This window comes from Roseicyclus marinus (genome assembly GCF_030163795.1).
GTDB lineage: Bacteria > Pseudomonadota > Alphaproteobacteria > Rhodobacterales > Rhodobacteraceae > Roseicyclus > Roseicyclus marinus.
The window spans coordinates 72,944-86,142 of the sequence record NZ_JASJOF010000001.1 but is presented as its reverse complement, the minus strand read 5'-3'; the positions used below and the strand labels follow the sequence as shown (position 1 = coordinate 86,142).

The window sequence follows — 13,199 nt, the reverse complement described above, 5'->3', positions numbered from 1 at the left end:
TAGGAAACGCGCGAACAGGACCGGGACCGGTGCCGTTCCGCCGACCGGGAGGGGTCGACGGAATTCTTGTGCCCCGGCGGCTTATTCGCCGCCGCCGAGGGAGTGGACGTAAACCGCGACGGCGCGCACCTCGGCCTCCGACAGGCGCCCGGCGTTCGAGGCATCGGCAGACCATGGCGGCATCACGCCGAAACGGGCGTAGCGGACCGTATGCTCGATCGCGTCTTCGGACCCGCCGTAAAGCCAGATCGCATCGGTCAGGTTGGGCGCACCGAGATACCGGTCGCCTGTGCCGTCATCCATGTGGCAGGCCGCGCAATTGTCAAGATAGACACTCTCGCCTGCGGCGGCCAGCGTGGCGTCGGCATCCTGACCAGACAGGTTGCGGACGTATTGTACAACCGAGGCGACTTCCTCGTCCGAGAGGATCTCGTCGAAGGCGGTCATCTCGGAATACCGCGCCATCGGATCATCCGTGTTGCGGATGCCATGCGTGATCGTCAGGTGGATGTCGTCAATGGTGCCGCCCCAAAGCCAGTCGTCATCGAGCAGGTTGGGATAGCCCGCAGCCATCACGCCCGCCGCGCCCGATCCATGGCACTGCGAACAGAAGGTGGCGAATGTCGCCGCCCCGCCCTGGATCGCGTAATTGTAGAGGTCGGGATTGTCGTCCGGAGTGATCGCGGCCAGTTCCACTTCGGTCAGGCGGGTGCGGATGTCGGCGTTCATGTCCTCGAACCGCTGGATATCCTCGGCCACGTTTGCACGGGTCGAAAAGCCCAAGATGCCGGGGGTCGCGCCATTCACCAGCGGCCAGGCCGGGTACATGACGGTATAGGCGATGCCCCAGACGATGGTGGCGTAGAAAGTCCAGAGCCACCAGCGCGGCAGGGGATTGTTGAACTCCTTGATCCCGTCCCAGACATGTCCGGTGGTGTCGGGATCACCCGCCAAAAGCTTCTGCTCCTCGGGGTGCTGGGTCTTGTGGTCGCTCATTGCCGCGCCTCCTTGAAGGGCTGGGGCCGGGCCTGCGTGTCCGTGTCGCGGGCCGGTCGATCGTCATGACGGAACGGGATGTCGGCGATATCGCGATGCACCGCCCGGCTGCCGGGCCGCAGGGTGAAAAGGATCACGCCGAGGAACGCGAGGAGCATGAACATCGCCCCCCAACTCCGGGCGATGACCTGCAGGATGGTATAGGTGTCTTCCATCTGTCCGCCCCCCTTACCGGCTTGCCAGCGCTTCGTCGGGCGCGAAGGTCGAGAAATCGACCAGCGTGCCCAGCATCTGCATGTAGGCGATCAACGCATCCATCTCGGTCACTTCGGGCTGGCCGTCGAAATCGCGCTGCTGCGCGCCGGGGTAGCGTTCCACCACGCCGCCATCGCCGAAATCGGTGGCCTGCTGGATGAAATCGACCCGTGCGTTTTCGATCATCTCGTCGGTGTAGGGCACACCCACCATCCGGTGGGTCTCCATCAAATCGACGATATAGGTCGGTTGCAGCACGTTATCGGCCAGGTAGGCATAGGCCGGCATCACCGATTCCGGCACGACCGATTGCGGCAAGGTAAAGTGGTCGACATGCCATTCGTCCGAATAGCGACCGCCCACCCGGGCCAGGTCCGGCCCGGTGCGCTTGGACCCCCATTGGAACGGGTGGTCATACTGGCTTTCGGCCGCAAGACTGTAATGGCCATAGCGTTCGACCTCGTCCCGCATGGGGCGGATCATCTGGCTGTGGCAGACATAGCAGCCTTCGCGGATGTAGATTTCGCGGCCCGCCAGTTCCAGCGGCGAATAGGGCCGCATGCCATCGACATCCTCGATCGTGTTCTCGAGGTAGAAAAGCGGCGCGATCTCCACGATGCCCCCGATGGTGACGACCAGGAAACTGAGCGTCAAAAGCAGGGTGGCGTTGGTTTCGATCTTTGCGTGACCTTCAAGTGCCATCTCTCGGGCCCTCCTTATTCCGCAGGGGCCGCAGCGGCGACGTCACGGCGGACGGCGCTCTTGCGGACGGTCATGTAGAGGTTCCACGCCATGATCAGCGCACCGGTGAGGTACAGAACCCCGCCCAGACCACGGACCACATACATCGGGAACTTGGCGGCGACGGTGTCGGCGAAGGAGTTCACGAGGAACCCTTGCGCATCCACTTCACGCCACATCAGGCCTTCCATGATGCCGGTCACCCACATCGACGCCGCGTAGAGAACGATACCGATCGTGGCGAGCCAGTAGTGCCAGGACACGGCGCGGAGCGAATAGAGCCGCTGCTTGTTCCAGAGCTTGGGGAACAGGTAGTAAAGCATCCCGAAGGTGATCATGCCGTTCCAGCCCAGCGCGCCGGAATGGACGTGGCCGATGGTCCAGTCGGTGTAATGCGACAGCGAGTTCACCGCACGGATCGACATCATCGGCCCTTCGAAGGTCGACATGCCGTAGAAGGCGACCGAAGTGACCATCATCCGCAGCACCGGGTCGGTGCGCAGCTTGTCCCATGCGCCCGAGAGCGTCATCAGACCGTTGATCATGCCGCCCCAGCTGGGCATCCACAGCACGATCGAGAACACCATACCCAGCGTCGAGGCCCAGTCAGGCAGCGCCGTGTAATGCAGGTGGTGCGGACCGGCCCAGATATAGAGAAAGATCAGCGCCCAGAAGTGGATGATCGACAGCTTGTAGCTATAGACCGGGCGTTCGGCCTGCTTCGGGATGAAGTAATACATCATGCCCAAGAAGCCCGCGGTCAGGAAGAAACCCACCGCGTTATGGCCGTACCACCATTGCGTCATCGCATTCTGCACGCCCGACATCACCGTGACCGAGCGCGAGCCGAAGAAGGACACCGGGATCTGCAGGTTGTTGACCACATGCAGCATCGCCACGGTGACGATGAAGGACAGAAGGAACCAGTTGGCGACGTAGATATGCGGCTCTTTCCGCTTCATCAGCGTGCCCATGTAAAGCGCAAGGAACGCGACCCAGACGATCGTCAGCCACAGGTCGGTCAGCCATTCGGGTTCGGCGTATTCCTGACCTTGGGTCGACCCCAGAAGGTATCCGGTCGCCGCCATCAGGATGAAAAGCTGGTAGCCCCAGAACACGAACCACGCGAGGCCACCGCCCCACATCCGCGCGGCACTCGTCCGCTGCACGATGTAGAAACTGGCTGCCAGAAGCGCGTTGCCGCCGAAGGCGAAGATCACCGCCGAAGTATGGAGCGGACGCAGCCTGCCAAAGTTCAGGTAGCCGTCGGCCCAATGGAAATTGAGCACCGGGTAGGCCAGCTGAAAGGCGATGAACGTGCCCGCCAGGAAACCTACCACACCCCAAAAGACCGTGGCGATGGCGGCCGCGCGAACCGGGCCGTCCATATATTCGTCGACCGGAACGGGGCGCTTGGCCTCACCGGTATTGCGCAGCACGTAAATGAACGTGATGGCGGCAGCGCTCATGATCAGCAGCGCATGGACCAGATAGGCCACGTCGCGTGCGTAATTGGCCGCGATCGCGGCACAGACCGCGACAAGGCCAAGGATCAGCAGCTTTACGTAATCAAGCATTGATCGTCCCTTCGTCCTGCCCCGGTTCCGACTCGAAAGCCGTCCGGAGCTGTTCCATCTGTCCCCACATCGCGGAAGGGACGCGACGGGGCCTTGATCCATGTCAAATGCAACTCTTGGGTCGGTTGATGCAGGTCAAGGTGCGGCACCCTGTCCCGGTCTAGGTCTTGGATGGGCCAATCGAGGGAGGCTTCCATGTCCTACAAAACCATGCTGACGATCCTGACCGACCCGACCGAGGTGGATGCGGTTCTGGGTGCCGCGATCCCTTTCGCGACCGAGGCGGGGGCGCATCTGGATGTGCTGTGTCTCGGGATCGACCGCACCCAGACCGGGTATTATTTCGCCGGCGCGACCGCGCTGATGCATGACGAAACGATCGCGCAGGCACAGGCCGATGCCGCCCGGATCGAGGCCGCCGCCCGCGACGCGCTGGGGCGGAGCGACCTGTCTTGGGGTGTCGACGCGATGGTCGCGCAATCGGCCTCGGTCACGGGCCTTGTGGCGCGGCGGTCGCGTTACGCGGATCTGGTCATCCTGCCAAAACCCTATGGCGATGGAAAATATGCCGATGCGCCGGTGGTCGTGGAATCCGCCATGTTCCAAGGCCAAGCCCCCGTGATCGTCTTGGCCGAAGGGGCTGCGCCGGTCGCGGCGCCGCAACGCGTCGTGATCGCGTGGAACGAATCCGCCGAAGCCATGACAGCCGTCCGGCGCGCCTTGCCGATCCTCAAGACGGCGGCGCTGGTCGATATCTGCATCGTGGCACCTGAACGCCATGCCTCCGACACGGCGGATCCGGGTGCGGAACTGTCACGGATGCTGAGCCGTCATGGCGTGAAGGTCGAGGTGACGATCCTGGCCCAAACGCTCCCCCGCGTCTCTGAGGTGATCGCGCGCCACGTCGCCGACATCGACGCGCACATGCTGGTGATGGGGGCTTATGGCCATTCCCGGTTCCGCGAGGCGATCTTGGGTGGGGCTACACGCAACATGCTGGAACACGCCAAGGTGCCGGTGCTTATGGCGCATTGAGCGTCATCTTCGGACGTGGGTAGGGTGCGCCTTCAGGCGCACCTCTGCTGCCTTGCGGTGCGCCTGAAGGCGCACTCTACCGCCGCCTCAGAACACCCCGCCATCCGCGTCGTCGCCGGTTTCGTTCATCAGGGTTTCGAAATCGGGAATGACGATGTGGCGTTTACCCTCGAGCCGGATCACGCCGTCGCGCTTCAGCCCGGACATCTGGCGGCTGACTGTTTCCAGCGTCAGGCCAAGATAATCGGCCATCGCCTCTCGCGTCAGCGGCAAGTCGAAGACCAGCTCACCCTTGTGGCCATGCTGGTTGATGGTCGCGTCACGCCGCGCAATGATGGACAGGAAACTGGCGATCTTTTCGCGCGCGGTTTTGCGCCCCAAAAGCAGCATCCATTCCCGCGCCGCGTCGAGTTCATCGAGCGTCATTTCCAGCAAGCGCTGGCTGACATGCGGCGTGTTGGCCAGCAGATCCTGAAACGGCGCGCGGCGGAAACAGCACAATTGCAGGTCCGTGGTTGCGGTCACGTCATAGGAGGCGCGGTCGCGGTTCGGGCGTCCAAGGAAATCCGACGGCAAGAGGAGGCCCACCATCTGCCGCCGCCCGTCCTCCATCGTCTGCGTCAGCGCGGCCACGCCATGCACGACCGACGCGACGAAATCCATCTTGTCGCCCGCCCAGACGATCGTCTGTCCGGCCTCGTAGTTCCGATAGTACTTGATGGCCTCGAGATGGTCGAGCTCGTCGCTTTCGCAACGGGCGCAGACGGCGCGATGCCTGATAGGGCAGTCGGCGCAGTCGAGCTGCGGGAATGCAACCTGACGCTGTGCCATGGGTGGGCTCCCTTCTGCCTTTCGGCTGGCGGGGCTCGCTTGATCCAGATCAAGGACAAACGGCGCGTTTCCTATGCAACGCTACAACAATGGAACAGGTCAATCAACTTCGTCGCCTTGGGCTTTTCGACGCCAAGGTGCCCCGCTACACCAGCTACCCGCCGGCCACGAAGTTCTTGAACGACGTGAATGGCCCGGTGCTTCTGGACTGGCTGAGCGCGATCCCGTCGGGGGCGCGGATCTCGCTTTACCTGCATGTGCCATTCTGCCGCAGGTTGTGCTGGTTCTGCGCCTGTCGCACGCAAGGTGTGCAGTCTGATGCGCCTGTGCAGGCCTATGTCGATACGCTGAAACAAGAGATTGCGACGCTGGGCCGGCTTCTGCCCGAAGGGGTGGAGGTGGCGCGGCTGCATTGGGGCGGCGGCACGCCGACGCTGTTGTCGGCGGAGATGATGACGGGACTGTCGCGGGCGTTGCGCGATGCCTTTGCCTTCAGCGCCGATGGCGAATTCTCGGTCGAGATCGACCCCAACGAGATCGACGCGGCGCGTATCGACGCGCTGGCTGCGGCGGGCATGAACCGGGCGTCCATCGGGGTGCAGGATTTCGATCCCGACATCCAGCAGATCATCGGGCGGCTGCAAAGCTACGACGTGACACGCGACGCGGTGGAGACCTTGCGGGCGGCAGGCATCCGGTCGCTGAACGCCGACATCCTGTTCGGGCTGCCGAACCAAAACCCTGAAAAGATTGCGGATTCCGTGCAGATGCTGCTGTCGCTCGTGCCGGATCGCGTGGCGCTTTATGGCTATGCGCATGTGCCGTGGATGGCCAAGCGACAGGCGATGATCCCGACCGAGGCGCTGCCGTCACCCGAGCAACGCCTGCATCTGTTCGAGACCGCGCGCCGGCTGTTCCTGTGGGATCAGTACCAGGAAATCGGCATCGATCATTTCGCAAAACCCGAGGACAGCATGGCGATTGCCGCGCGGACGGGGCACTTGCGGCGCAATTTCCAAGGCTACACGGATGACACCTGCGATGTGCTGATCGGGCTGGGCGCATCGGCGATTTCGCGGTTTCCGCAAGGCTTCGCGCAGAACGCAAGTTCAACGGCTGCCTACCAAAAATCGGTTCGGGCGGGCGAATTGGCGACCGGACGGGGCCACAGGTTCCGGGGTCAGGACCGGATGCGGTCGCGGCTGATCGAGATGCTGATGTGCGAATTCCGGATCGAAAATGCCGAGATTCTAAGGGATTACGACATCTCGGAGATCGAGCTTGCCGGGCTGGAGCGCAGCGTGGCCGAGCAGTTTCCGGGCGTGACGCGCGTGACGGCGGATCGCTTCGAGATCTTGCCCGAGGGACGGCCCTTGGCGCGGATGATCGCGCGAGGGTTCGACGAATACGAAATGCGGGCCGAGGGGCATTCCTCGGCGATCTGAGGTTTGCGCGACGCGAAATGCGTGAAGGCCGGGTAAAGATTTGGTCCGAAACCTTAACGCCCCGTGAATGTTTCCACGCGAATCCGAAGATTCCGTTAACGGCGCGGGCCGTGCGGTCGGTTTTCTTGCGCCATGGTTAGCGAAACCTGAAGAGGTCGGGCCCCCGGAGTAGCACCCGCGTAGCAAACGCCGGACCCTCTTACCGAAACCTTGAGCGATCCCGGCCATGGCAAGGATCGGTTCACCGGCGGGAGAGGATCGGACGACGGCGGCGGCGCGCGTCAGGCCGCCCCGACCTCTCCGAAGGCGGCGGTCAGAAGATCGCGGGTGTAGCGCGTCCGCGGATTTGCAAAAATCGCCTCGGCCTCGCCCTGTTCGACCACATCGCCGTTCTTCATCACGATGATCTTGTGGCTGAGGGCGCGCACGACCTTGAGGTCGTGGCTGATGAAGAGATAGGCGATGCCGTTCTTGCGCTGGAGGCTGCGGAGCAGTTCCACGATCTGGACCTGCACCGTCATGTCGAGCGCGCTGGTCGGTTCGTCCAGCACCACGAGTTTGGGGCGCAGGATCATGGCGCGGGCGATGGCGATGCGCTGACGCTGGCCGCCAGAAAATTCGTGGGGGTAGCGGTCCATCATCGCGGGGTCGAGACCGACCTCGGACAAGATCGCGGCGACCTGCGCGCGCCGGTCTTCGCGGCCAACGCCATGCACTTCGAGCCCTTCGCCGATGATCTGTTCGACGGTCATTCGGGGGCTGAGGCTGCCGTAGGGATCTTGAAAGACGATCTGCATGTCGCGCCGGAGCGGGCGCAATTCGCGCGAGTGGAGACCCTGCACGTCGCGGCCCATGAAGACGACCGGCCCCTGCGAGGAAATCAGCCGCATGATGGCGAGCGCCAGCGTCGTCTTGCCCGAGCCGCTTTCGCCCACCACGCCCAGCGTTTCGCCTGCGCGCACACTGAGGGTTGCGGCGTTCACGGCTTTCACATGGCCCACGGTGCGGCGCATCAACCCGCGCTGGATTGGGAACCAGACGCGCAGGTCATCGGTGGCCACGATCTCGGGCGCGCCCTGCGGCACCGGATCGGGGCGGCCGCGCGCCTCGGCGGCCAGAAGCTTGCGGGTGTAGGGATGGCGGGGATTGGCGAAGATGTCTTCGGTCGGGCCCTGTTCCACGATCTCGCCGCCCTGCATGACGCAGACGCGATCGGCGATGCGGCGCACGATGGTCAGGTCATGGGTGATGAACAAAAGGCTCATCCCCATGTCGCGCTTGAGATCGGCCAGAAGGTCGAGGATCTGCGCCTGAATGGTGACATCAAGCGCGGTGGTCGGTTCATCGGCCACCAGAAGATCGGGGCCATTGGCCAGCGCCATGGCGATCATCACGCGCTGACGCTGCCCGCCCGAAAGCTGGTGGGGATAGGCGCCCAGACGGCTTTCTGGATCGCGGATGCCCACCTTGGTCAGAAGATCGATCACGCGGGCCCGCGCCGCCTCGCCGCGCAGACCCTGATGAAGAGACAGGCTTTCGGTGATCTGCTTTTCCAGCGTGTGGAGCGGGTTGAGCGAGGTCATCGGCTCCTGAAAGATGAAGCTGATGTCATTGCCCCGGATGCGGCGCAGCGTGGCGGTGTCGGCCCCGACCATCTCCTGCCCGGCATAGCGGACTGATCCGGTGATCTCGGTCGCGCCGGGAACAAGCGACACGGTGGAGAGCGCGGTGACGGATTTGCCCGAACCGCTTTCGCCCACGAGCGCGACGGTTTCGCCCTTGTCGACGTGGAAGGACACGCCCCGCACCGCATGGGTGGGGCCGAAATGGACCGAGAGAGTGTCGACCTCGAGAACCTTCATCGTGTCATGCCGGGGTCATGGATCATCGGAACGTCTTTCGCGGGTCGAAGGCGTCGCGCACCCCTTCGAAGATGAACACCAAGAGCGAGAGCATGATCGCGAAGGCGAAAAAGGCGGTGAAGCCGAGCCACGGCGCCTGAAGGTTGTTTTTCGCCTGAAGGGTCATTTCGCCAAGGCTGGGGGCCGAGGAGGGCAGGCCGAAGCCGAGGAAATCGAGCGAGGCCAGCCCCCCGATCGTACCCGTCACGACGAAGGGCAGGAAGGTGAGGGTTGCGACCATGGCATTGGGCAGGACATGGCGGAACATGATCTTGCCGTTCGAGACGCCGAGCGCGCGGGCGGCGCGGACGTATTCGAAGTTGCGGGCGCGCAGGAATTCGGCGCGCACCACGCCCACGAGGCCCGTCCAGCCAAACAGCACCATGAGGAAGACCAGAAGCCAGAAATCCATCACGAAAATCGCGGAGATGATGATGATGATGTAAAGGCTGGGGGTGGAATTCCAGATCTCGATCACGCGCTGGAAGATCAGGTCGAGCCAGCCGCCGTAATAGCCCTGCGCCGCGCCCGCCGCGATGCCGATGACCGAGGTGAGGAAGGTCACGACAAGGGCGAAGCTGACCGAGAGGCGGAAGCCGTAGATCACGCGGGCCAGCACGTCGCGGGCTGTGTCGTCGGTGCCGAGCCAATGGTTGGCATCGGGCGGCGAGGGGGCGGCGCGGCCCAGATCGTTGACCGTGTTGTAGCTGTAGGGAATGAGCGGCCAGAGAAGCCAGCCCTGTTCGACGGTTTGCCCGTTGAAGGTGCCGGTTTCTTGCACGATGTCGATCACGCCTAGGGCGTCGTCCCAGCAATCCTCCAGCCCGCCCGAGACGATGAGGCATTGCACCTCGATATCGCGGTAGACGGCCTCGGTCCGGAAATCGCCGCCGAATTCGGTCTCGGGGTAGAAGGTGAAGATCGGGGTGTAATAGGCACCGCGATATTGCACGAGGATCGGGCGGTCATTGGCGATGAATTCGGCAAAAATGCTGAGGCCGTAGAGCACGGCGAAGATCCAGAGCGACCAGTAGGCGCGGCGGTTGGCCTTGAAATTCTCCCAGCGGCGGCGGTTGAGCGGCGAGAGCCAGCCGCGCCGAACGGGGGGGGCGGCGGGGGGCGGAACCGGATCGGGTGTGCGCGGGGTTTCGACGGGCATGGCCATGTCAGGTTTCCCGCGTTTCGAAATCGATGCGGGGGTCGATCCAGACATACATCAGGTCCGACAGGATGTTCACCACCAGCCCGATCAGGCCGAAGACGAAGAGCGTGCCGAAGATCACCGGGTAATCGCGGCTCACCGCCGCCTCGAAGGCGAGCCGCCCCAGACCGTCGAGCGAGAAGATCGTTTCGATGATGAGCGAGCCGCCGAAGAAAACGCCGACGAAAACGGCCGGGAAACCCGCGATCACGATCAGCATCGCGTTGCGGAAGACATGGCCGTAGAGCACGCGGGATTCGGCCAGACCCTTGGCGCGGGCGGTCATCACGTATTGCTTCTTGATCTCGTCAAGGAAGGAATTCTTGGTCAGGAGCGTGAGCGTGGCGAAGGCCGAGATGGTGGAGGCCAGGACCGGCAGGGTGATGTGCCAGAAATAATCGCCGATCTGCTGGATCAGGGTCATGTCGTCGAACCCGTCGGAGGTCAGGCCGCGCAGCGGGAAGATCTGGAAATAGCGCCCGCCCGCGAAGACCACCAAAAGCAGGATGGCGAAGAGGAAGCCGGGGATGGCATAGGCGACGATGATGACGCCCGAGGTCCAGGTGTCGAATTTCGTGCCGTCGCGCGTGGCCTTGGCGATGCCCAAGGGGATCGAGACGATATAGGCGATGAGCGTCGACCACAGGCCGAGCGAGATGGAGACCGGCAGTTTCTCGATCACGAGGTCGATGACCGAGATGGAGCGGAAGTAGCTTTCGCCGAAATCGAAGCGGGCGTAATCCCACATCATCAGGAAGAAGCGTTCGAGGCCGGGAATATCCTCGGCGCGGCATTCCTCGGCCCGCAGGCTGGGGGTGCCGGTGAAGCCCTCGTCGCAGACGATGCGGGCGAAGTTGAACTGGATGCGCAATTCGTCGAGGAATTGCGGCGGCAGGCCCCGCGCGCCTTGGTAATCGGCGGATTCAAGCTGCGCGCCGCCCCCGCCACCATCGCCGCCACCGCCCGAGATGCCGGCGAAGACATCGCCCTCGCCCTCGAGCTGGGCGATGACCTGTTCCACGGGGCCACCCGGCACGAATTGGGTGAGGGCGAAGTTGATCACCATGATCCCCAGCAATGTGGGGATCATGAGGAGCACGCGTCTGAGGATATAGGCGCCCATATCCGGTTACAGCACACCCTGATCGCGCAAAGCCTGTTCGGCCGCGGGGTCCACCCACCAGAAATCGAGGAAGCCGATGCCATAGGGCGGCAGCGTCTCGGGGTAGCGGTAGTGGTTGTAATAGGCGACCCAATCGCTGTCGTTGAACCATTGCGGGACACGGATGCGATGGGCGCGCAGCACGCGGTCGAGCGCGCGGACGGCAACCTCCATCTCTTCGCGGGTTTCTGCGCGGACCACGACCTCGACCAGCCGGTCGACGCCTTCGTCGGCGAGGCCCGCGACGTTGAACAGGCTTTCATCGGCACCGATGGAGCCGAAGAGCTGGCGCAGCGAGGTGCCGGGTTCGTAGCCGGTCTGGAAAAACTCGGTCACGATGTCGAAATCGGCGTCGCGCTGGCGCTGGCTGGCCTGTGCGCCGTCGACGCGGTTCAGGCGCGCGTCGATGCCGATGGCGCGCAGGTTTTCGACATAGGGATTGATGATCCGGTCAAAGAGCGGACCCGCGTTGAGGAATTCCACCTCGAGCGTTTCACCCGCCGCGTTGCGCAACATGCCGTCGGAACCGGGGGTCCAGCCCGCTTCCTCCAGGAGGGCGGTGGCGCGGCGCGCCTGCCGCCGGTCGAAGGTGCGGTCGGGATCGGAGGCCGGCGTGGCGAAGGCGGGTTCGGTGAACACCTCGTCGGGGATCAGACCGCGCAGGGGCTCCAAGATCGCCAGTTCCTCGGGACTGGGCAGGCCCGTTGCCTCGAGCTCGGTGTTTTCCCAGAAACTGTCGACCGGCGAATAGAGGCCGAAGAAGAGCGTCTGGTTCGTCCATTCGAAGTTGAACATCAGCGCGATCGCCTCGCGGACGCGGGGATCTTGAAATTTCTCGCGGCGCAGGTTGAAGACGAAGCTTTGGCCGGGCGCGATCAGCCCTTGGGGGATTTCCTCGCGGATGATGATCCCGTCGCGCAGGCGGGGGAAATCATAGCTGTTGGCCCAATTCTGGGAGGAGTTTTCCTGCCGGAAGAGGTAATTGCCGGCGGTGAAACCTTCGAAGGCGGCGATGCTGTCGGCATAGTATTCGACGCGGATGCTGTCGAAATTGTGCCGCCCGCGATTTATGGGCAGGTCATTGCCCCAATAGTCACGGTTGCGCGTGAAGACGGTCGCCCGGCCCGGATCGACCCGGCCCACGACGTAAGGCCCCGACCCGACGAGCGGGGTCAGGCGGCTTTCGTTGAAGGCGAGGCCGCTGGCGATGTGGCTGGCCTGACTGAACACGGGCAGGCTGCCCGCCGCCTCGACCCGGCCGCGCAGCTGGCTGTCGGGGTTGAAATCGAAGCGGATGCGCCGGTCGTCCAGCACCTCGGCCCCGGCGATGGTGAGCGGGATATTGGCGCGGAAGCTGGGCAGACCCTCGTCGCGGAGGATTTCGTAGGAGAAAAGCACGTCCTGCGCGGTCACCGGCGTGCCATCGGAAAACCGCGCCTCGGGGCGCAGCGTGAAGATGACGTAGGACCGATCCTCGGGATAGGCGATGGATTCGCAAAGCAGGCAATAGCTTTGGCCGATGGTGTCGAGCGTGCCTTCGAGCATGGATTCGAAGAAGATCGAGGCCAGAACCGCCGGATTGCCCTGGTTGGTGTAGGGATGCAGCGAATCGAACGAGCCGCCCGCGCTGGACCAGCTGAGCGACATCTCGCCCCCCTGCGGGGCGTCGGGGTTCACATAGGCGAGATGGGTGAAATCGGGAGCATAGCTCAGATCCTCGATCCCGAAGGTGGCGACGCCATGGGTGACGATCAGGTCGTCCTGTGCGGGGGCCGCGCCCGCGACGAGCGATAGGAACAGGGCGGCGGCGAGGGATTTCGAGTGCCGTGCGAGCGGCGTTTTGGACTGCTCTTGGGGCTGGACACGGGGCTGACCCGCGCGGGCAAGGGCGTAGCGGTGAAACATGCAGATCTCCGAACTCGTCCTGTGAGGGGCCTTTGCCCCATTATCTGGTTCGGCACAGGTTAGAGACCAGCCCCGCCCGGGGGCAAGTTGAGATTGCGTGATCGGGGCGCGATGCGGAGACCGGACATGCGAAGGGCCGCCCCGGCGGGA

General features: G+C 63.7%; 11 protein-coding genes. 2 read left to right on the top strand and 9 right to left on the bottom strand.

Features of this window, described 5'->3' with window-relative positions:
- Positions 1 to 81: 81 nt before the first annotated feature.
- The 4 genes from ccoP to ccoN are packed head-to-tail and all read right to left on the bottom strand — an operon-like array spanning position 82 to position 3,569.
- Complete coding sequence (gene ccoP / locus QQK63_RS00480; RefSeq protein ID WP_277827958.1) at positions 82 to 996, bottom strand: cytochrome-c oxidase, cbb3-type subunit III; 915 nt, start codon at positions 994 to 996, stop codon at positions 82 to 84.
- Entirely contained in the window at positions 993 to 1,211 is a 219-nt protein-coding gene (locus QQK63_RS00475; RefSeq protein WP_277827960.1) for a cbb3-type cytochrome c oxidase subunit 3, read from the bottom strand. The genes ccoP and QQK63_RS00475 overlap by 4 nt, the downstream gene beginning before the upstream one ends.
- Before the next feature lie 13 nt (positions 1,212 to 1,224).
- Positions 1,225 to 1,953 carry a cytochrome-c oxidase, cbb3-type subunit II gene (gene ccoO, locus QQK63_RS00470; protein WP_277827963.1) on the bottom strand — a complete coding sequence of 243 codons (729 nt, stop codon included), beginning with the start codon at positions 1,951 to 1,953 and terminating at the stop codon, positions 1,225 to 1,227.
- A 14-nt stretch (positions 1,954 to 1,967) separates the two neighbouring features.
- Entirely contained in the window at positions 1,968 to 3,569 is a 1,602-nt protein-coding gene (gene ccoN / locus QQK63_RS00465) for a cytochrome-c oxidase, cbb3-type subunit I (protein ID WP_277827965.1), read from the bottom strand.
- Positions 3,570 to 3,764: 195 nt separating this feature from the next.
- On the opposite strand from ccoN, the gene QQK63_RS00460 reads away from it, so the two are divergent.
- Positions 3,765 to 4,604: a universal stress protein gene (locus tag QQK63_RS00460; RefSeq protein ID WP_277827967.1), complete on the top strand. Its 840-nt coding sequence runs from the start codon at positions 3,765 to 3,767 to the stop codon at positions 4,602 to 4,604.
- Between the two features lie 87 nt (positions 4,605 to 4,691).
- Here the strand turns inward: QQK63_RS00460 and fnrL are convergent, their stop codons facing one another.
- The gene (fnrL, locus tag QQK63_RS00455) at positions 4,692 to 5,435 is read right to left on the bottom strand and encodes a transcriptional regulator FnrL (RefSeq protein WP_277827969.1); all 744 of its coding nucleotides are present in this window, start codon (positions 5,433 to 5,435) and stop codon (positions 4,692 to 4,694) included.
- Between the two features lie 89 nt (positions 5,436 to 5,524).
- Between fnrL and hemN the strand changes: the two genes are divergently transcribed.
- The gene (gene hemN / locus QQK63_RS00450) at positions 5,525 to 6,880 is read left to right on the top strand and encodes an oxygen-independent coproporphyrinogen III oxidase (protein ID WP_277827971.1); all 1,356 of its coding nucleotides are present in this window, start codon (positions 5,525 to 5,527) and stop codon (positions 6,878 to 6,880) included.
- A 281-nt stretch (positions 6,881 to 7,161) separates the two neighbouring features.
- On the opposite strand, the gene QQK63_RS00445 is transcribed toward hemN, so the two are convergent.
- The 4 genes from QQK63_RS00445 to QQK63_RS00430 are packed head-to-tail and all read right to left on the bottom strand — an operon-like array spanning position 7,162 to position 13,049.
- Entirely contained in the window at positions 7,162 to 8,742 is a 1,581-nt protein-coding gene (locus QQK63_RS00445; RefSeq protein ID WP_277827973.1) for an ABC transporter ATP-binding protein, read from the bottom strand.
- A gap of 22 nt (positions 8,743 to 8,764) precedes the next feature.
- Positions 8,765 to 9,946, bottom strand: coding sequence for an ABC transporter permease (locus QQK63_RS00440; protein WP_377135686.1), 1,182 nt, complete (start codon positions 9,944 to 9,946; stop codon positions 8,765 to 8,767).
- Between the two features lies 1 nt (position 9,947).
- Positions 9,948 to 11,105 (bottom strand): microcin C ABC transporter permease YejB, encoded by a 1,158-nt coding sequence (locus tag QQK63_RS00435; RefSeq protein WP_277827975.1) that lies wholly within the window; start codon positions 11,103 to 11,105, stop codon positions 9,948 to 9,950.
- Between the two features lie 6 nt (positions 11,106 to 11,111).
- The gene (locus tag QQK63_RS00430) at positions 11,112 to 13,049 is read right to left on the bottom strand and encodes an extracellular solute-binding protein (protein ID WP_277827978.1); all 1,938 of its coding nucleotides are present in this window, start codon (positions 13,047 to 13,049) and stop codon (positions 11,112 to 11,114) included.
- Between the last annotated feature and the right edge of the window lie 150 nt (positions 13,050 to 13,199).

Excerpts from the sequence above, each read along its gene's own strand:
- ccoP (WP_277827958.1), bottom strand. The coding sequence starts at position 996 with ATGAGCGACCACAAGACCCAGCACCCCGAGGAGCAGAAGCTTTTGGCG.
- QQK63_RS00475 (WP_277827960.1), bottom strand. The coding sequence starts at position 1,211 with ATGGAAGACACCTATACCATCCTGCAGGTCATCGCCCGGAGTTGGGGG.
- ccoO (WP_277827963.1), bottom strand. The coding sequence starts at position 1,953 with ATGGCACTTGAAGGTCACGCAAAGATCGAAACCAACGCCACCCTGCTT.
- ccoN (WP_277827965.1), bottom strand. The coding sequence starts at position 3,569 with ATGCTTGATTACGTAAAGCTGCTGATCCTTGGCCTTGTCGCGGTCTGT.
- QQK63_RS00460 (WP_277827967.1), top strand. The coding sequence starts at position 3,765 with ATGTCCTACAAAACCATGCTGACGATCCTGACCGACCCGACCGAGGTG.
- fnrL (WP_277827969.1), bottom strand. The coding sequence starts at position 5,435 with ATGGCACAGCGTCAGGTTGCATTCCCGCAGCTCGACTGCGCCGACTGC.
- hemN (WP_277827971.1), top strand. The coding sequence starts at position 5,525 with ATGGAACAGGTCAATCAACTTCGTCGCCTTGGGCTTTTCGACGCCAAG.
- QQK63_RS00445 (WP_277827973.1), bottom strand. The coding sequence starts at position 8,742 with ATGAAGGTTCTCGAGGTCGACACTCTCTCGGTCCATTTCGGCCCCACC.
- QQK63_RS00440 (WP_377135686.1), bottom strand. The coding sequence starts at position 9,946 with ATGGCCATGCCCGTCGAAACCCCGCGCACACCCGATCCGGTTCCGCCC.
- QQK63_RS00435 (WP_277827975.1), bottom strand. The coding sequence starts at position 11,105 with ATGGGCGCCTATATCCTCAGACGCGTGCTCCTCATGATCCCCACATTG.
- QQK63_RS00430 (WP_277827978.1), bottom strand. The coding sequence starts at position 13,049 with ATGTTTCACCGCTACGCCCTTGCCCGCGCGGGTCAGCCCCGTGTCCAG.